The following is an 18,238-nucleotide window of genomic DNA, read 5'->3' on the forward strand; positions in this document are numbered from 1 at the left end:
TGATGCGGGTGAGATTTCAAAAGTTGCCTGAAAGATGACTTTTCATTGAATTTTTACGCTTTTCTCAGAACCTTCGACACATAGTGCTCGTTAATTCAGTGGTTAACGCTATTTTTGCGATTCCATGGAGAACATCCGCAATTTCTGCATTATCGCTCATATTGACCACGGTAAGAGTACCCTGGCCGACCGATTACTTCAAGTAACCGGAACAATCAGCGAACGTCAACTGCAAGAGCAGACCCTTGATGATATGGATCTCGAGCGCGAGCGCGGGATCACAATCAAGAGTCATGCGATTCAGATGAACTATAAAAAAGACGGCGTAAACTACGTCTTCAACTTGATCGACACCCCAGGGCACGTTGACTTCTCGTATGAGGTGTCACGCTCGATTGCCGCGTGTGAAGGAGCCCTACTTATTGTAGATGCTTCACAAGGAATTGAAGCCCAAACGATATCCAATCTTTACCTAGCCATCGAACACGATTTGGAGATTATTCCGATCCTGAACAAGATGGACCTTCCTTCTGCTGACCCAGAAATGGTGACTGACCAGATCGTTGACCTTATCGGTTGTGATCCGGAAGACGTGATTCCAGCGAGTGGTAAGACAGGACTAGGAGTAGAGAATATCCTCGACGCTATTGTGGCGCGTGTTCCTGCCCCAAAAGGTGATGTGGAAGCGCCGTTGCAAGCGATGATCTTTGACTCGGTGTTCAACTCATTTCGTGGAATCATCGCTTACTACCGCATCTTGAATGGAAAGATCAAGAAAGGTGATCGTGTGAAATTCATGAACACTGACCGCGAGTACGATGCCGATGAGATTGGTGTACTTGGCCTTGACCTCATCCCAAGAAAAGACTTGAGTGCAGGTGATGTTGGATACATCATCTCTGGAATCAAGAACGCAAAAGAGGTGAAGGTGGGAGATACCTTAACCTTGAAGAGCGATCCTTGTAGCGAAGCGGTGAAAGGATTCGAGGATGTGAAGCCAATGGTATTCGCCGGAATCTATCCTGTAGACACGGAAGACTACGAAGAGCTTCGTTACTCCATGGAGAAACTTCAGCTCAATGATGCCTCTTTGGTGTTTGAACCTGAAAGCTCAGCAGCGCTTGGGTTTGGTTTCCGATGTGGGTTCCTCGGAATGCTCCACATGGAGATTATTCAAGAGCGTCTCGAACGTGAGTTCAACATGACCGTGATCACTACCGTGCCTAACGTATCGTATCAAGCGAAAAACAAAGACGGGGCGGAGTACATGATCAACAACCCGAGTGATATGCCTGACCCATCAAAGCTTGATTGGGTGAAGGAACCATACATCACGGCACAGATCATTACGAAGTCAGATTACGTAGGAGCTGTGATGACCCTTTGTATTGAGAAGCGAGGCATCTTGAAGAATCAAGTGTACTTGACTGCTGATCGTGTTGAGCTCTCATTCGATATGCCGCTTGGAGAAGTGGTATTCGACTTCTACGATAAACTCAAATCAGTTTCTCGTGGGTACGCCAGCTTCGATTACTTCGCAGCGGATTACCGCGAGTCGAGCTTGGTGAAACTTGATATTCTCCTCAACGGAGATCAAGTAGATGCCCTTTCAGCACTAATCCACCGCGATCACGCGTACGAATTGGGTAAGAAGATCTGTTTGAAGTTGAAGGAGTTGATCCCGCGCCAGCAGTTCATGATTGCCTTGCAGGCGGCAATTGGGTCTAAGATCGTAGCACGTGAGACGATTCGTCCGGTACGTAAGGATGTAACGGCGAAGTGTTACGGTGGTGACATCACCCGTAAGCGTAAACTTCTAGAGAAGCAGAAGAAAGGGAAGAAGCGTATGCGTCAGGTAGGGAACGTTGAAGTGCCACAGGAAGCATTCCTCGCCGTACTGAAGCTCGACGATTAAGCCGTTTTCTTTGCTGCGAGCTCGTTTTTGTTAGCGAGCTGTCCGCAGGCTGCATCGATATCTTTTCCGCGTGAGCGACGAACATTCACGATGAGGTTCAAGCGCTCTAAGAAATCTTTGAAGGCATCTACCTTCTCGATATCGGCTTGCTTAAATTCTCCGTCGTCAATCGGGTTGTATTCGATGATGTTGATCTTACAAGGCACGTGTCTACAGAAGGCTGCGAGTTCACGCGCATCTTGCAACGAGTCATTGAAATCTTTGAAGATGATGTACTCAAAAGTGACACGCGTTTTCGTCTTATCGTAGAAGTAACGAAGCGCTTCTGCCAAGGCCTCAAGGTTATTGGTGTCGTTGATCTCCATGATCTTGCTGCGCTTCTCGTCATTCGCAGCATGGAGCGACAACGCAAGATTGAACTTCACCTCATCGTCGCCCAGTTTCTTGATCATCTTGGCTATACCTGCCGTACTTACAGTGATTCGTTTTGGCGACATACCAAGACCAGGGTCTCCGGTGATCTTATCGATCGACGCCAACACGTTTTTGTAGTTGAGCAACGGTTCACCCATGCCCATGTAAACGATGTTCGATAGAGGGATACCGTAGTTTGACTGAGCTAGACGACTCAAGTGCACTACTTGATCATAGATCTCTCCCTGCTGAAGGTTTTTGAGCAGTTTGAGTCGTCCGGTAGCGCAGAACTTGCAGGCCAAGCTGCATCCAACTTGCGATGAAATGCAGGCGGTCATACGCGAAGACGTTGGAATCAACACTCCTTCAACCACTCCTCGTTCTACGTCAAAGGCGCATTTGATGGTTTTGTCGTTGCTCTTTTGTTCTTCTTGCGCTAGCGCGGAATGGATGACGAAGTTCTCTGCAAGTTTGGCCCTAAAGCCCTTCGAAAGGCTGGTCATCTCGTCAAAATCCGTCACCGAATGGTCCCAAAGCCATTCATAAACCTGCTTTGCGCGGAACTTCTTTTCCCCGTTCTCTAGAACCCAGGAAGTGATTTCCTCTAAGGTGAGGTCTCGAATGTCTTTTTGGCGTACCATGGGGCAAAGATACGCCTTTAACGTACTGTGTAGAAACAACAAAGTCCCGAAGAGTCGGGACTTGGCTGCATGTTGAGAGAAGGTGTGATCAAGACTGCTGCTTAAAGACGAAGCGGTAGCGGATGGTTTCTCCGTGGCTTCGTGCGCTGTCGAGCTTGATCTTTTTGAGCTTGGCTAGTACATAGTCCATAAGCTCAGGATTGCTTGATTCGATGTTTACGACCTTTACGCGGCCAGCATCATCGATTTTAAAACTAACGTCTACAGTACCCTGCAATTCTTCCCCTTGTTGATCTACAGGGAAAATGATTGCTTTGTCGATCGCACGACGTACAATGCGTTCAACTCGAGTGTTTTTCTTGTCGGCTTTTTCGTCGCCACTCACATCAGTCGATGCGAACGTAGGAACAATAAAAAGCGAGCAGAGGAGGATGGTGATAACGGATGCTTTCATGTTTTTCAGTTTGACTGTAAGACGCATGAGCTTCCATGAAGTTACAGAGCCCCCCTCGAAAAGGGGTCATTTCTCCGCGAACGGTAATTCCGTGGGGGTCAACGGTGTACAGACCACAGGAGCTCCAGTTTTCGCCGCAATTCCTCGCTTCTTCGCACGGCTAACTTGATGTTTTCGCCGTTTTGCATGGTACAGAGCTTCAATGAGTAATTGCACGATTTGACCCCGCGGAGGTTTATTATAAAGCTGTTGTGTGCTCGAAAGAATCCCTCACTCCCCAGAAGCGCTTGAAGCTGTTTGAGGTTCTTGGAGACCATCAGTCGCTCCCCTGTTTTCAATCGAATGTTGCTGTAGCTTCCACATGCTTCAATGGTCATGATGTCACTATGTTTCACATAGCGCACTTTTCCCTTGGCGAAGACTTCGAGCTTTTGGAAATGCTGTTTAGGTAAGATCTCATGTTGGGATTGAATCCGATGGGTGAGTTTCCCTAAGCAGGTATTTAGTTCGTCAGGGTCAAGGGGTTTGAGTAAGTATCCGGAGGCTTGTCTTTTGATGGCCTCGATGGCATAATCAGTGACGTTGCTGTGAAAAATGGTGTAGAATGAGCGGTCAACAAATCGATCAATTAATTCGATTCCACTTTGATAGGGCATTCGGATGTCGAGAAAGACCAGGTCAGGGTCTGTTTTACGGATAACGTCATAGCCTTCTTTTCCATTGGAGGCTTCGGCGACTACATTGATCTGAGGGTGATGCTGAGAGAGCTGTCGCCGGAGTAACTCACGGGCATACGGATCATCGTCGACGATGACCGTGTCGATCAACCTTTCCATAATGATAGTTTTAGTAGTGTTAATTGTCGGCGAAAGCGGCAGCTTTCACTTCAAATCTGAAAGAAATCCACCAAAAAGAGTAGTCCCGGTGTGTATATGGCTACCTATTAATAGGATTCGGCGAAATGAAAAAAGAATTCGGTTTGCTGTAACAAACTGAGAGGGGAGTGCGTCACACGATCAAACAAGCAAAAACACACGAACCATGAAAAAGTGGATGACCATACTAGCCTGTCTCTTCATCACATCCGCTGTGGTAGCACAGGAAGATACAGAGGCGAAGTCGGATACGACGAAAGTAAAATTCGGAGATGTGAATGTAATTATCGTTGACGAAGACGGTGAGGTGACAACAGCAACTAGCGATGACGATGATGACGACGCAAGTCGCATTGGAGATAAAGAAGAGCTCACGCACTGGGCAGGTATTGACGCCGGAGTGAACATGCTCATGAACTCAAGTGGAAGCACATCACTACCAGAGGGCGCTGAATGGCTGGAAACAGACCCTATTCGCTCTATGAGCTGGAGCTTCAACCTCTTCGAGCAGAAAATCAGAATTGTTAAAGACTACGTAGGTGTCATGACAGGACTGGGAATCACGTACAATAGCTACGGATTGAAGAACAATGTTCAAGTGCTAAAGACAGACTCAATGACAACGGCTGTTGACATTCCAGACTCACTATTCAGCTATGACAAGAACAAGCTACGTGCAACCTACTTGCGTGTACCGCTTATGTTAGAGTTCAACACGAGCAATGATCCAGACAGAACGTTCCACGTGGCAGCTGGTGTCACTGGTGGGTTGAGAATTGGATCGATCACCAAGCAAGAATACAAGATCGATGGTGCGAAGCACAAAGACCGCATCAAAGATGATTTCAACCTGAACCCATTCATGCTCGACGCTTCGGTGCGAGTAGGATATAGAGACTTTACTATCTGGGCGAACTACGGATTAACGTCCCTGTTCGAAGAAGATAAAGGACCGGAGGTATATCCACTAGCAGTAGGGATTACCATAGTACCGTTTTAATCAGCTTTCAGGCGAAAGCGACATACAGTTTCAGGCTTGCCCCGAGTTGCTAAAGTGCAGTTCGGGGCAATTTCATTTAGACGTTTTGAACTTCGTGTTCCTCGATGAGAGGCTCGTTGCGATACTTGAGAACAAGTTGCGCGGTGGCGAGAACGTCTTTACGACAGTAAACCTCGATGCGATCGAGGTCTTTTTCTTCGTAGTAGACACTGGCTACTTGACTGCCATCAATATCATCTTTCGGGGTAGGGATCCCGAAAAGCTTAGCCAGAACCTTCAATGACGTGTAGTTCTTGTAATCACCGAACTTCCACAGCTCCATGGTGTCAAGGTGATTGATCTCCCACGGCTTCTTTCCAGCGATATCGAGGAGGTGCGGCAGGTGAATGCCATTGACGAGCATACGACGCGCAATGAAGGGAATGTCAAACTCCTTCACGTTGTGTCCGCAAATCATATGATCTCGGCTGTTGTAGTGGTTGTTCAGCAAGTTGGCGAATTCTTGGAGCAATTGGCTCTCATCGTCGCCGTAGAACGAAGTCGTTCGGTACCGACGTTCACCTTTGACTTGGCGAAGGAAGCCCACAGAAATACACACGATTTTACCGAATTCTGCATAGATGCCAGCGCGCTCGTAGCTATCTTCTATCGAGATTTCATCGCGTTCGCGGAAGTACTTACTCTTTTCCTCCCACAGCTTTTTCCAGTCGTCATCAAGTTCACTGAAATCAGCATTTGCCGGCACAGTTTCAATGTCGAGGAAAAGCAGGTTTTCTAAGTCTAGGTGTCGAATCATAAGGCTACTTGATCAAGACTCCCGAATGATCAATCAACGGGAGCGAAATAAAGTTACTCTCATTCACGCTTTCCGCCACAAAAACATACTTTCTGTCGTACAAAACTTTATCGTTGTAGAAGCTCACCCAATACTGATTCGTCAGAGTCAAGGCTTCCTCCAATACCGGTTCAATCAGTTGTGCTGATTTCGGCTCAATGCTGTCATAGAAACGACGAAGCTCTGTGGTTTTTACTTGTTTCCCGTCGTGCTCACCATAGCCGCTTGAACGGACAAGCACGTTTTCTAAAGGCTCATCTTTCAGGTTTATGAGGTAAGCGACATAGCTCTTCTCATTCAACTCGTTCACCTCTTCCGCGATAGCGAAAGCAACCCCCTCTACCTTGGGATTATCAATGTCTTTCAGCATGTTGTTCTTTCAATTTCAGCCCCATTTCAACCCATCGACTTAAATCAGGAGTCATGGTGGCGTTGGCTTCAGATTCAACGCGATTATGACCTAATCGCACGATCACGAGATCTTCTGAAGGGACTGCAATAATATATTGACCACGCATTCCTCGAGCAGAAAAATGCCACGGCTCATTGTCTTGAGGTGCAAGCCACCATTGGTAGCCGTAATGTTCAACGACATCTCCTTCCGCGTTAGCGACATTAACAGGAGTAATTGATGACTCAACCCAGCCAAACCCAACGATCTTGCGTCCGTCCCATTTACCTCGATCACGCATGAGTTTCCCTATACGTGCGAAATCTCTCGCTGTAGCATAGAATCCGCTGAATGCTTTTTCGGTTCCGTCTTCTTTATCAAGGTTCCAGTAGGCGTCGTTCTCCGCGCCAATTTGTGACCACACCGTAGAGCTGAACCATTCGCTGAGGTTCTTATTCGTAGCCTTGGTCAAGATTTCTGAAAGAATCACGGTGTTTCCGCCTTCATATTTCCAAAGGGTTCCTGGGTATCCACTAACGTGGAATGGCTCAGTCAGTTCGAGTAGGTCATCCCCAAAATATGCCTTTGCCATGTACCCAAACGGGTCGCCATAGCTTTCTCCGAAATCAATATTCGACCGCATTTGAAGCACTTGACGAACGGTTAAGCGCCTGTCTTGTTCATCTTGCGCAAAGCGAGGAAGGTACTTGGATACCTTTTCTGTTTCTCGAATGAGTCCGCGGTCACAGGCTGTTCCGATGCAAAGCGAGGTAAAGCTCTTCGCCATGGAGAAGGAGTTTGACAACGTTGACTCGTTGTAGCCCATGGCATAGCGCTCGTAGATGATTTCATCGCCTTTGATGACAAGGAAAGCCGTTGTTTCTAGGTCATCCATGTAGTCAATGTCTTCTGAAGGCAGCGCGTCTTCAGCAAGAAGCGACTCGTTCCAGGGCATCGGTTCTCCCGCTTGAACAGTGCGAACATCATGGAAGCCCATGTCATCAATGTCGGGTTTGCTGTTTCCACTCAGGTAGGTAGAAGGCAAACCATTCACGATATGTCCGTTCCCAGTGATGTACAAGCCTGTTATGGCAAGTAGAATGATCACCATCAGTGAAATCAGAAGTCGCTTGATGAATTTCATGTTCGAAAGGTAACGCTTCTGTGGCTGAGGGGAACATTTTTCGCTCAAATCAGTACACAGAAGCATGAGACTAATCACGCTCTTAGCCCTTCTGTTTATTGGCCTTTCGGTTCGTTCACAAGACTTCGCTTCCTTGGAGACTCTTTACGAAGAAGGTGAGTACCAGCAAGTCATCGATCAATTAGGAAAACCAACTGACCCTGAAGGGTGGTTACTCTTGGGCGACTCGTTCCACAAACTGGGTGACTTTGACAAGGCTTTATTCGCCTATGATGGTGCCGAAGATATTACGTTCAAGCGCTTTGAATTGTACTTGCACCGCGGCATCTGCCTGTTTTCGCTTGGTGATTATGACCGATCACGTGAAGATTTGCTGAATGCACATGATCTCGATCAACACGATGCACGTATTCCATACTATCTAGCGGCTGGGGCATATATGACTGATGATTTTAAGCTCGCGCGGAATTACTTAGAAGACGCGTTGAGACTCGACCCTGATTACTACGAGGCGCATTATCTGAAAGGCGCGGTGTATATGATGTTGGGTAAGCCCACTACAGCAGAAGCTTCTTTTGTCGCTTGCGCGGAAATGAAGGACGATGATCAACGCTTGCAGCTGAACCTTGCGTTAGCGCTTCAAGATCAGTTCCGCTTCGAAGAGGCGATGGCCATCTTTGACAAACTCGTCATCAACAGCGAAGACCAGGTACTCAAAGAAACCTACTACCACCGCGGACACTGTCGATTCATGATGCACCAAGAAGATCTTGCTTGCGAAGACTGGGCGAACTGTGCCGACATGGGTGATACAGAAGCCATGGAATTGGTGGCTAAAACGTGTTCAGGAAAGGAGAAGAAAGCGAAGAAGCGTAAGCGCGTCTACATGGCATTCTAATTGACGAAATCGACGTCGAACAAATTGGCGATGTGAACGGAAAGCTTCTCTTTCACCTCATTCATGTCCAATGATCTACCGAGCTCTTTTTCCATGCTCGTTACGGCCTTATCGTCAATCCCACACGGGATGATCTTATCGAAGTATTCTAGTTGTGAATTCACGTTGAATGCAAAGCCGTGCATGGTCACCCAACGACTGCATTTCACGCCAAGGGCAGCAATTTTTCGTGGGTTTTCACCATCTCCGTCAATCCAAACACCTGTGAGTCCGTCGATTCTCCCGGCTTCAATTTGGTATTCTGAAAGGGTCAGGATGATGGCTTCTTCGAGCGTGCGTAGGTAGCGATGAATATCAGTGAAGAACTGATCAAGATCGAAGATCGGGTAGCCTACAATTTGTCCTGGTCCGTGGTAGGTGATGTCTCCTCCGCGATTGATCTTGTAGTATTGAATTCCCTGGTCGTTGAGCTCTTGCTCAGTGAGGAGTAGATTCTCTTCTTCTCCACTTTTTCCAAGGGTGAATACGTGTGGGTGTTCTACGTACAGCAGGTGATTCTCTGGCAATGGAAGTTCTTCTCCGTTGCGAATCGCGATCTTACGACTTACGGCTGCAGCGAAGAGTTCTTCTTGATAATCCCAACAGGCCTGATAGTCCATCCGGCCCAAGTCTTTTACGATGACTTTTTTCAATTGATCTTGCTCAATTCGTTTTTGAGGAAGTCGATGTTCGTGATGATCACAGGATCTACGTCGTTGTTCTCGGCCACGATTAGCGACAACCAATCTCCGAGGTGGATGAGGTCGAAAATCTGCTCTAGGCGTGTGCTTCCTTCTGCTTGAATGTCTTCCACTTTCGCACCTTTGGAGCGAATGATCTCTGCCGTAATATTCATGCGGTGCACACTACGAGGGTGATCATCAGCTGAACGCAACATGAGCACGCAGAAGCGGTCATCACCGCTTTCCCATCCCACCAATTCGTTGTGGTTCATTTCAGGATAAACATGGTGCCAGCACAAAAGTTTTGAATTCTCGTTGATCTGCTGACGCCAGCGAATAGCCACCCCTTCATTCTTCGTTTCAGAGTAGATGATCGGAATGTGTCCTTGAATGAAATCTGCGAGTTTCGATGCGCGATTGATGATCTGCTCTTGACTGTCTCGAAGGAAGCCGCCAAGGCGTTCCGCGCTAGCGAAAACAGAAGCATCAATAATCTCATACGCTACCAAGGTGCGGATCAGCGAAATTGCCGAGTAACCAAATTGCGAGCGAGGAGGCTGACCACCAGGCACCACAATCGCATTCAAACCGTGCTGCTTGGCCATGTCATGAACTTGACCGCCGCTCGTGATACACGACACTTGAGCCCCTTTGTCAAGCGCCAGATTCATGGCACTTACCGTTTCCTCAGTATTTCCAGAATAACTAGAAATCACCACCAAGGTTTTCGTGTCAACGAACGCCGGAAGGGTGTAGTCATTGTTGATGATCACAGGCACCTTCGCGCTATCTTGAATAAGCTGAGAGATGATCTTTCCACCAATACCAGAGCCGCCCAAACCAGAGATAACCAGGTTCGAGATTTCTTTACCTTCCGTTTGGAAAGTGGTGAGGTCAGCGTTCTTCCATGCGAGGTCGAGCTGCTGCGGAAAATCTGCGATAAGTTGACGCATGCGAAAAATATTTCCGCAAATGTACGTCGCTTAAGATTAACGTAGGAGGGTCACGTGCCCTGTGTAGATCTCGCGCTCTCCGCTTTCACGTGACGCAATCTCAATACGCCAAGGGTACACTCCGTCTGGAACGAAGTATTCACCGCCTTGACGGTTTCCGATCCACCCTGCTGAAGGGTCTTCGGTTTCGAATACCACATCTCCCCATCGGTCGAAGATGAAGAACTTGTATTCATCAATGGCACTACCAGAAATCACTGGCTGGAAGATCTCGTTAATTCCGTCACTATCAGGAGTGAATGCGTTCGGTACGTAAACAATTAGGGTTGGATCAACCGTGATGGTCACGGTGAGAGAATCTGTACATCCGAACCAATTGGTTGTCACCAAAGTCAAGTCGTATTCACCAGCACCAGGGAAGGTGTGTTCGAAATCAGGACTTGTGTAGAACCCACCGTCACTTGTGGTGTAGTTCCACTCAGTTACGCCCTCACTTTGATCAGTAACAATGATGAATGGCGTGCTTGTGTCTGGTTCATCTGGAGTATAGCTGAAGTCAGCAGTTGGAGCTGGCCAGATCTCAAGTAGTCCTGGTTCAGTAATGCCGTTCACACATCCTTGGTCTGAGATCACGACAAGTGAAATGTCATACTCACCAGGCTCATCTGTAGCGAATACCGCTTCTTGTCCATTCGCGAATGTCTCACCATTCACTAACCATTCCCAGTTGATGATGTCTCCTCCGCTGATGGTACTCAAGTCTTCCAACTCAACACTTGCGTTCGCACAGGCTTGGATACCACTGCTTCCGAAGGCAGCTACTGGATTCGGGTGAATGGTCAAGGTCATGGTAGTGTCTACAACACAACCAGCAGAGCTTCCCATTTCAAGTGTGATGACATAGTCACCTGCGTTATCATAGGTCTGCATGAGGCTTTGGTCCGCAATGATTGGATCACCCAGCCCATTGTTCCAAGCGTAATAATCGATGGTCGTTGCTGGAATAGAAGATGTGTTTGTGAATGTCACTTCGGAGCCTTCACAAGCATTGTCAAACTGCACGTTGATTACTGGAAGTGGATTGACGAATACATCTTGTGTAAATACATCACTACATCCCGCGTCGGTTTCAACGTAGAGTTCAATTTCATAGTTACCCCAAGATGCCGGGTCGTATCCCACAGGGTCTTGCTGATTGCTGTGCGGCTCACCATTCACTGTCCAATCCCACACAATGATCTCTTGAGCATCTGTAGAAGATTGGTTGTCAAGCACGATGCTCTCATCAGCACAAATATCAGTCAGGTTGACGTCAGCAACAGGGGTTGCATACACAATCAATGAGTCTGTGTAAGAGGTAGAACAACCTTGATCAGACACTACAGTCAGGCTGATATCAATCACACCAGGGCCGTCAACGGTAATGTCTGGCGCGCTCGTTCCTGTGATTTGACCGTTCTGTTCAATATCCCAGATGAATTCATCAATCGTACCCTCTTCGATCGTAGAGGTGCTTTGTACGTTGATGCTCTCCAACCAACATATTGAAGGCGGGTCAAACGACGCTTGAGGCTGTGCGTTGATGGTGAGATCTGCGAAATCATCTTCCACACATCCGTTGGCGTCTGTGTAGATGTATTCTACTTCGTAATCTCCAATTCCAGGATAAACGGCCGGGTCAAATTCGGTAATCTCAACGCCATCGACGTAGTACGTACCACCCGCTGGTGCACCACCAGAAACACCAACTGCAACTTCTGCCTCACACATTGGGTCTGGAGTGTCAAGTGTCACCACTGGAAGTGGGTGGATGAATACATCAGCCGTATCTGTGTTCACACACTGGTTGTCATCAGTGTAAGTGTAGATCACTTCATACGATGCGTTGTCTGGCATCGAAGGATCAAACTCTGTTGATTCCATTCCGTTGACGGTGTATACCCCAGTATTACCTACTGGAAGTCCGCCATCAAGAGGGAACGACGGTTCGTTGTAGCAGATCTCTTCAACCATGGCTAACTCTACCAGAGGAAGCTGGTTGATCACAAGGTCTACCGTGTTCTCGTATTGACAATCTTCGAAGAAACCGGTGACAATGATTTCAGTGCTTACTGGAGCAGTTAACCAATACTCATCGCCACCAATCGGAGTGAAGAGTTCTGGCTGATCAATCGTGTAGCTATCAGCGCCTGTGAATTCAATCATGGTGCTATCGCCGAAACAGATAGGGTCGATCGCTGATACATCGAAGGTGAATTCTTCTACCACGATCTCTTGCTCACATTCGATGAGGAATGGACAACCATTCGCATCTTCCATGACCAATGACGGACAGTAAGTACCAGGGTCTAGGTAAGTGTGGCTTGTTGATGTGTTGTTATCCGGATCACCAAACCCGTCACCGAATTCCCAGAAGTAAGTAAAGCTCTGATCGTTCGTGTTGTAGGCGTCGAAAGACACTTGGAACGGAGCACAGCTCACAGGGTCAAGCGTCACTTCGTATGGACCAATCACATTCGATAGGTTGAAGATATCCTCAACCATGGTGGTGTCGTAACAGCCGTATTGGTTTGATACCACTAACTCCACATCGAACACCCCGATCGGGTAAGTATGGAATGGTGAGTTTCCAGAACCAACCTGGTTGTCACCGAAGTCCCATTGGCTCGTTTGCACTACGCCAGTGGTTGTATTTTCAAACTGCACTCCGAAGAGACAGTTGTTGTTGTCGCTTGTAAAGGTGAAGTCAGCTACCGGAGAAACAATGTTCACCACGTTTGCTTGACACTGCGTTTGTTGACACCCTTGGGAGTTCTCAGCAGTCAAACACACGTCGTAAGAACCATTCTGAAGGTATACGTGCTGTGGGTTTTCTTCTGTACTCGTATTGTTCGGGTCACCAGGGTTACCGAAGTCCCATGAGTAACCAATGATATCTCCAACAGAGCTATTGGTCAAAGTGATCGTATCTCCAATACATGAAGGGTCAACGGTGATGGTGAAGTCAGGAATTGGTGGTGGAACAAGGTCAACCACGTGCGTTACTACTGATCCACACCCGAAGTCATCCGTTGCCGTGAACGTCGCGCCGAAGGTTGTATCCCAAGGGGCAAAGAACTGGTGCACTGGGTTCAAATCATTCGAGGTCGTTCCATCAGTGAATTCCCAAGTATAAGTGTCGAGGAAGTTTCCTGTTGGCTCGAAGCTGATCAGTACACTGTCACACCCTTCCACGATAGTGGTGTTGAAATCAGCAAAGATCAGGTCATTGAATACGTTGACCATATCGTCGTATACGGTCGTGTAGCTACATCCACTGACATCAGTACCTGTGATGGTGACGTCGTACAATCCACCGGTGTTGTATTCTACATCAGGGAAGAAGTTCACCGTGAACGAGTAGTTCGCATAATCAACACCGTCTGGAGTGGTGGTGTATACATCCCAGATATTATTTTCATTGAGGGTGGCTTCCATGGTCACTCCGTTCCCGAAATCGACAAAGAAGTTCTGGTAGATGGTGTAATCCGTGGTAGCGAAATTCGGCACCAGCGGAGCACATCCGGCGGCGTTGGTCGCACTCAGGTTGATAGGGTCTGTTGTGGTGATTACCGCTTGTGTGCGATCATCGTAACAGCCGGTATCATCGTTGAACACTACGAGTTCTACAACGTAGGTTCCTGGCCCAGGGTAAGTGTGCGTAGGGTTGGTATCGTTGTACACCAATGGAGATCCGTCACCGAAGTCCCAAATCAGCGAGTCTGCCTCAATGGATTCATCCAAGAATGTCACCGTGTTAAGATCCGCACAATCCTGCGTGAAGCTGAATTCAGCGATCGGAGGAGGAATATAGATGTAGTCTTCGAGAAGGAGCAAGGCGTTACAAGCGAGGTTGTAAACACTCAAGGTCACATCAAAGTATCCCGTGTCAGCGTAGTCGTGAACGATACATGAGTCAGGGAAGCTTGCCGTTTGCCATCCGGTGTTGTCACCGAAGTTCCATGAGTAAGCCGTATTCTCCACCATATCGGTACAGAAGGTGATGGGCTCCCCGGCACATGAAATAGGGTTGTCTGCCGTAAATTCAGAAACTACGTTTGGCTGAACGAGAATGGTTTCCTCTGCTGCGATCGTGCTTGTACAACCGCTCACTGTTGTGAGGAATACTTCAATCGTGTATTCACCGGGCTCTGCGTATGCGTAAACTGGAGCATCTCCGGAAGCATCAGGCACACCGTCGTTGTCAAAGTCCCAAAGGGTTTCAATAACGGCCTCAACACTTTCAATTTCGATGTTGGTCAGGATCACTGGTTCACCCGTACAAATCACATCTGGATTCTCGAACGAGATGGTTGGTGGCTCTACCACGATGTAGTCAACAACGATCAAGGTGTCAGAACAACTCGACGTATTCACAACCAATCCAACGTCATAGCTTCCGAACATGTCGAAAGTATAGTTCAAGTCGTTGTCAGTTGATACCGAAACACCATCGATCAACCATTCGTAGCCGATGAGGTTTTGACCGGTACTGTTGTTGGTGATGTTCACTTCGTGTGGCGCAACACAAGATGCGGCGTCATCTGCAGTGAAATCAATATTGATTGGGTTGAGCACTTCAATGCTTACAGAACCGTCAGTAGAACCAACACAGTTATCAGAGTAGACCGCGGTAAGCACCGGATTGAATATGCCTGGTTGGTCAAAGATGAAGGTTGCAATAGAGTCCGTGGAATCTTCAATGCCATCTCCGTCAAAATCCCATGACCATCCTGAAGGTGCTGGGTTACTTGTATCGGTGAAGATCACGGTACCGCCTGCACACAAGAGGTTTTCTGAGATATCGAACGAAGGCGTTGGGGCTTGAACGATTTCAATGGTTTCACAAGCCGTTACTACACATCCGATGGCATCTTCTACAGTCAGACAAACGTCGTATGAACCTACGTTGTCAAAGCTATGCGAGATGTCTGTAACATCAACAGTAGTTTGTGTGAAGCCATCGTCAAAGTCCCATTCGCAATTCAATCCATTGCCAGACGAAGTATTCGTAAAATCAATAGATACTGGAGGGTTACAGTCGCTGAAAGTTGATGGGGTGAACTCCGCTACCGGGTAGTCATCACTTACTGAGATCATTCCGTCCACGGAGATCGAGCTGAAACAACCGAACTCATCCTCTACTGAAAGTACAGGAGAGAAAGTACCCGCTGCGTCATAGCAGTAGGCTGGGTTCTGTTCGTTCGAAGTGATACCGTTTCCGAAATCCCAAGACCATTCAACAATAGCCCCATCGGTCACCAATGTGGCATCTGTATACTGAACACAATGAGGCGCACACCCGGCAGTGTCATCTACAGCGAGATCCGCTACAGGAGGCGCATGAACAGTGATAAAGTCTTGAATGGTTGTGGTCTCAACACCATCGATGGTTAGGGTCACATCATATGTGCCTGGTTCCGAAAGAATGTCAATGTATTGAGAAGAAGAGGAAGTAACTGTGCTGTTGTCAGGGTAGGTAATCACCCAGTTGAAGGTGCTAACTGTATTAGGATCAGGGGTGTCCACAGAAATGATCACCGGTAAGGGTGAACACCCTTCGGCCTCATTTACGGAAAAGGAGACTTGCGCAGAAACTTCTAAGCACGCCACCACCGCCAACACCAGTATAGTTAGTCTTCTAAACATTAGTCCCAGTTGGGCATTAAGCCCAGGTTACCTTATTAACAAAGATACGAACCTTTCAACAGTCAGACGTGCAATCATCGGGTATAGTTGCTTTTTCGTCGACTGAATTTTGATATTTAGACTCATTTCAGTCGAATCGGTCACATCTGCTTCCAGAATTCTGACAAATCCCCTGACTTATCTAATTTTGCGGTCCAATCTTAGAATCATGCAAATCCTCACTGAACAGGAGCGTATCAGACGACAGTCGTTGGTCGAACTTCGTAATCTTGGAATCGAACCGTATCCCGCGGCTGAATTCAAGACGAGCACTACAACTGCTGAACTCAAGGATAAGTTTAAGGAAGGAGAAGAAGTGACCATCGCTGGTCGTTTGATGACTCGCCGTATCATGGGTAAGGCATCGTTTGGAGAGATCATGGATAGCAAAGGACGCTTCCAGTGTTACTTCAATCGTGATGTGCTGTGCGAAGGGGAAGACAAAGACCTGTACAACAAGGTCTTCAAAAAGCTCTTGGATATTGGTGACTTCATTGGTGTTACCGGAACAACCTTCATGACTCAAACAGGTGAACAGTCGATTGAGGTGAAGGAGTTAACGGTGTTGAGTAAATCGCTCAAGCCGCTTCCTATCGTGAAGACAGATGAGGACGGGAATGTGCATGATGCCTTCAACGACCCTGAGCTTCGTTACCGCATGCGTTACGTTGACTTGGTGGTGAACGAAGATGTTCGCGACACATTCATCACGCGCACTAAAGTGATCCAGTCGATGCGTTCGTTCTTCAACGATCACAACTACTTGGAAGTGGACACGCCTGTTCTTCAACCAATTCCTGGTGGAGCTGCTGCTCGTCCGTTCATCACCCACCACAATGCGTTGGACATTCCATTGTACCTGCGTATTGCGAATGAGTTGTACCTCAAGCGATTGATCGTAGGTGGATTTGACGGGGTGTATGAGTTCTCACGCAACTTCAGAAATGAAGGGATGGACCGTACGCACAACCCAGAATTCACGGTGATGGAGATCTATGTTGCCTACAAGGATTACAACTGGATGATGGATTTCACCGAGCGTATGCTCGAGAAGGTTTGTCGTGATGTGCACGAAGGTACCGTGGTTGATTTCGGTGGTAAGCAGATTGATTTCAAGGCGCCGTTCCAACGTGTGACCATGACTGATTCTATCAAAGAGCACACAGGGATCGACATTACAGGAAAGAGCGAAGAAGAACTTCGAGCGGCATGTAAGGAAATCGGTATCGAAGTCGATGAATCGATGGGTAAAGGAAAGCTGATTGATGAGATCTTCAGTGAGAAGTGTGAGCACCACTACATTCAACCAACTTTCATTACAGACTACCCAACGGAAATGTCTCCGCTATGTAAGCGTCACCGCGACAACCCAGACCTCACAGAGCGTTTTGAGTTGATGGTCAACGGAAACGAGCTAGCGAATGCATACAGCGAGTTGAACGATCCGATCGATCAGCGCGAGCGCTTCGAAGAGCAAGTGCGTTTGATGGAGCGAGGTGATGACGAGGCGATGTTCATTGATCAAGACTTCCTCCGTGCTCTTGAATACGGAATGCCTCCGACTTCAGGAATGGGAATTGGTGTAGACCGATTGATCATGCTGTTGACGGGTAACGAGAGTATTCAAGAAGTGCTTCTCTTCCCTCAAATGAAGCCAGAAGTATTCGGCAAGCAAGGACCAGAACTCACAGAAAACGAGCAACTCGTATTCGACATCCTATCGAAGGCAAAGTCGATGGATCTCAATGCACTAAAAGAGCAAACAGGGCTTTCAAACAAACAGTGGGATAAGTCGATGAAAGGACTTAGCAAGCAGGGGCTGACCAAGGTGACCAAGACGGATGAGGGGTTGACTGTTTCTGTTGTGGAGTAGGAAGTCAGTTTGTGGTTCGTGGTTCGTGGTGTGTAGTTCGTGGAACGCGGTTTAGTTTTGTGAACCCCGATACTCTTTCGGACTCATTCCCACCTTTGATTTAAAGAGGTTGCTGAAATGCTGTGGGAACTCAAACCCTAGTGAATAAGCGATGCCGCTGATGCTTTCATTTGAGTTGAGCAGGTTGGCTTTGGCCTTCTCAATTAAGAAGAAATGAATATGCTCCAATGCGGTTTTTCCAGTTTCCTTTTTCAGGAGATCACTCAAGTAGTTGGGAGAATAATTGAGCTGTTTTGCGCAGTATTCCACGCGAAGGATAGCGGAACACGGAACGCAGGTTGCGGTTAAGGGTTCTCTTGTCCGAACTCTGAAGATTTATTTACTTGAGGATGCAGA

At 47.6% G+C, this 18,238-nt stretch carries 14 protein-coding genes; 4 read left to right on the top strand and 10 right to left on the bottom strand.

Features of this window, described 5'->3' with window-relative positions; translation table 11 throughout:
- The first annotated feature begins 124 nt into the window (after positions 1 to 124).
- Positions 125 to 1,915, top strand: a complete 1,791-nt coding sequence (gene lepA / locus RA156_RS15185) for a translation elongation factor 4 (RefSeq protein ID WP_306641289.1) — start codon at positions 125 to 127, stop codon at positions 1,913 to 1,915.
- Here lepA and rlmN read toward each other — a convergent pair.
- The 3 genes from rlmN to RA156_RS15200 all read right to left on the bottom strand — a co-directional run bounded on the left by rlmN (position 1,912) and on the right by RA156_RS15200 (position 4,260).
- Positions 1,912 to 2,970 (bottom strand): dual-specificity RNA methyltransferase RlmN, encoded by a 1,059-nt coding sequence (gene rlmN, locus RA156_RS15190; protein WP_306641290.1) that lies wholly within the window; start codon positions 2,968 to 2,970, stop codon positions 1,912 to 1,914. The two genes, lepA and rlmN, sit on opposite strands and share 4 nt — an antisense overlap.
- An 88-nt stretch (positions 2,971 to 3,058) precedes the next feature.
- Positions 3,059 to 3,424, bottom strand: coding sequence for an energy transducer TonB (locus RA156_RS15195; RefSeq protein ID WP_306641291.1), 366 nt, complete (start codon positions 3,422 to 3,424; stop codon positions 3,059 to 3,061).
- Between the two features lie 98 nt (positions 3,425 to 3,522).
- Positions 3,523 to 4,260, bottom strand: a complete 738-nt coding sequence (locus RA156_RS15200; protein ID WP_306641292.1) for a LytR/AlgR family response regulator transcription factor — start codon at positions 4,258 to 4,260, stop codon at positions 3,523 to 3,525.
- A gap of 205 nt (positions 4,261 to 4,465) precedes the next feature.
- On the opposite strand from RA156_RS15200, the gene RA156_RS15205 reads away from it, so the two are divergent.
- Positions 4,466 to 5,299 carry an outer membrane beta-barrel protein gene (locus RA156_RS15205; RefSeq protein WP_306641293.1) on the top strand — a complete coding sequence of 278 codons (834 nt, stop codon included), beginning with the start codon at positions 4,466 to 4,468 and terminating at the stop codon, positions 5,297 to 5,299.
- A 76-nt stretch (positions 5,300 to 5,375) separates the two neighbouring features.
- Here the strand turns inward: RA156_RS15205 and RA156_RS15210 are convergent, their stop codons facing one another.
- From RA156_RS15210 to RA156_RS15220, 3 genes are read right to left on the bottom strand one after another with little or no spacing between them, the layout of a single operon-like run.
- Positions 5,376 to 6,095, bottom strand: coding sequence for a 3'-5' exonuclease (locus tag RA156_RS15210; RefSeq protein ID WP_306641294.1), 720 nt, complete (start codon positions 6,093 to 6,095; stop codon positions 5,376 to 5,378).
- 4 nt (positions 6,096 to 6,099) lie between these two features.
- Positions 6,100 to 6,504 (bottom strand): hypothetical protein, encoded by a 405-nt coding sequence (locus tag RA156_RS15215; RefSeq protein ID WP_306641295.1) that lies wholly within the window; start codon positions 6,502 to 6,504, stop codon positions 6,100 to 6,102.
- Positions 6,488 to 7,669, bottom strand: a complete 1,182-nt coding sequence (locus RA156_RS15220; protein ID WP_306641296.1) for a serine hydrolase domain-containing protein — start codon at positions 7,667 to 7,669, stop codon at positions 6,488 to 6,490. Before RA156_RS15220 ends, RA156_RS15215 begins: the two co-directional genes overlap by 17 nt.
- A 64-nt stretch (positions 7,670 to 7,733) precedes the next feature.
- Between RA156_RS15220 and RA156_RS15225 the strand changes: the two genes are divergently transcribed.
- Positions 7,734 to 8,567, top strand: a complete 834-nt coding sequence (locus RA156_RS15225; protein WP_306641298.1) for a tetratricopeptide repeat protein — start codon at positions 7,734 to 7,736, stop codon at positions 8,565 to 8,567.
- Here the strand turns inward: RA156_RS15225 and lipB are convergent.
- From lipB to RA156_RS15240, 3 genes are read right to left on the bottom strand one after another with little or no spacing between them, the layout of a single operon-like run.
- On the bottom strand, positions 8,564 to 9,226 hold the full coding sequence (gene lipB / locus RA156_RS15230) for a lipoyl(octanoyl) transferase LipB (protein ID WP_434064850.1): 663 nt from the start codon (positions 9,224 to 9,226) through the stop codon (positions 8,564 to 8,566). The genes RA156_RS15225 and lipB overlap by 4 nt on opposite strands.
- Positions 9,227 to 9,255: 29 nt before the next feature.
- The gene (locus RA156_RS15235; protein ID WP_306641302.1) at positions 9,256 to 10,242 is read right to left on the bottom strand and encodes a bifunctional phosphoglucose/phosphomannose isomerase; all 987 of its coding nucleotides are present in this window, start codon (positions 10,240 to 10,242) and stop codon (positions 9,256 to 9,258) included.
- A gap of 36 nt (positions 10,243 to 10,278) precedes the next feature.
- The gene (locus RA156_RS15240; RefSeq protein WP_306641304.1) at positions 10,279 to 15,930 is read right to left on the bottom strand and encodes a PKD domain-containing protein; all 5,652 of its coding nucleotides are present in this window, start codon (positions 15,928 to 15,930) and stop codon (positions 10,279 to 10,281) included.
- Positions 15,931 to 16,138: 208 nt separating this feature from the next.
- On the opposite strand from RA156_RS15240, the gene lysS reads away from it, so the two are divergent.
- Positions 16,139 to 17,842, top strand: coding sequence for a lysine--tRNA ligase (lysS, locus tag RA156_RS15245; RefSeq protein ID WP_306641305.1), 1,704 nt, complete (start codon positions 16,139 to 16,141; stop codon positions 17,840 to 17,842).
- 51 nt (positions 17,843 to 17,893) lie between these two features.
- Here lysS and RA156_RS15250 read toward each other — a convergent pair whose 3' ends face one another.
- The gene (locus RA156_RS15250) at positions 17,894 to 18,151 is read right to left on the bottom strand and encodes a helix-turn-helix domain-containing protein (RefSeq protein WP_306641306.1); all 258 of its coding nucleotides are present in this window, start codon (positions 18,149 to 18,151) and stop codon (positions 17,894 to 17,896) included.
- Positions 18,152 to 18,238 lie beyond the last annotated feature (87 nt).

Origin of the sequence: Sanyastnella coralliicola (assembly GCF_030845195.1) — a bacterium.
In the GTDB taxonomy this organism is placed as follows: domain Bacteria; phylum Bacteroidota; class Bacteroidia; order Flavobacteriales_D; family Sanyastnellaceae; genus Sanyastnella; species Sanyastnella coralliicola.

Bases quoted from the DNA above. Each gene is read 5' to 3' on its own strand.
- lepA (WP_306641289.1), top strand. From the start codon at position 125: ATGGAGAACATCCGCAATTTCTGCATTATCGCTCATATTGACCACGGT.
- rlmN (WP_306641290.1), bottom strand. From the start codon at position 2,970: ATGGTACGCCAAAAAGACATTCGAGACCTCACCTTAGAGGAAATCACT.
- RA156_RS15195 (WP_306641291.1), bottom strand. From the start codon at position 3,424: ATGAAAGCATCCGTTATCACCATCCTCCTCTGCTCGCTTTTTATTGTT.
- RA156_RS15200 (WP_306641292.1), bottom strand. From the start codon at position 4,260: ATGGAAAGGTTGATCGACACGGTCATCGTCGACGATGATCCGTATGCC.
- RA156_RS15205 (WP_306641293.1), top strand. From the start codon at position 4,466: ATGAAAAAGTGGATGACCATACTAGCCTGTCTCTTCATCACATCCGCT.
- RA156_RS15210 (WP_306641294.1), bottom strand. From the start codon at position 6,095: ATGATTCGACACCTAGACTTAGAAAACCTGCTTTTCCTCGACATTGAA.
- RA156_RS15215 (WP_306641295.1), bottom strand. From the start codon at position 6,504: ATGCTGAAAGACATTGATAATCCCAAGGTAGAGGGGGTTGCTTTCGCT.
- RA156_RS15220 (WP_306641296.1), bottom strand. From the start codon at position 7,669: ATGAAATTCATCAAGCGACTTCTGATTTCACTGATGGTGATCATTCTA.
- RA156_RS15225 (WP_306641298.1), top strand. From the start codon at position 7,734: ATGAGACTAATCACGCTCTTAGCCCTTCTGTTTATTGGCCTTTCGGTT.
- lipB (WP_434064850.1), bottom strand. From the start codon at position 9,226: ATGGACTATCAGGCCTGTTGGGATTATCAAGAAGAACTCTTCGCTGCA.
- RA156_RS15235 (WP_306641302.1), bottom strand. From the start codon at position 10,242: ATGCGTCAACTTATCGCAGATTTTCCGCAGCAGCTCGACCTCGCATGG.
- RA156_RS15240 (WP_306641304.1), bottom strand. From the start codon at position 15,930: ATGTTTAGAAGACTAACTATACTGGTGTTGGCGGTGGTGGCGTGCTTA.
- lysS (WP_306641305.1), top strand. From the start codon at position 16,139: ATGCAAATCCTCACTGAACAGGAGCGTATCAGACGACAGTCGTTGGTC.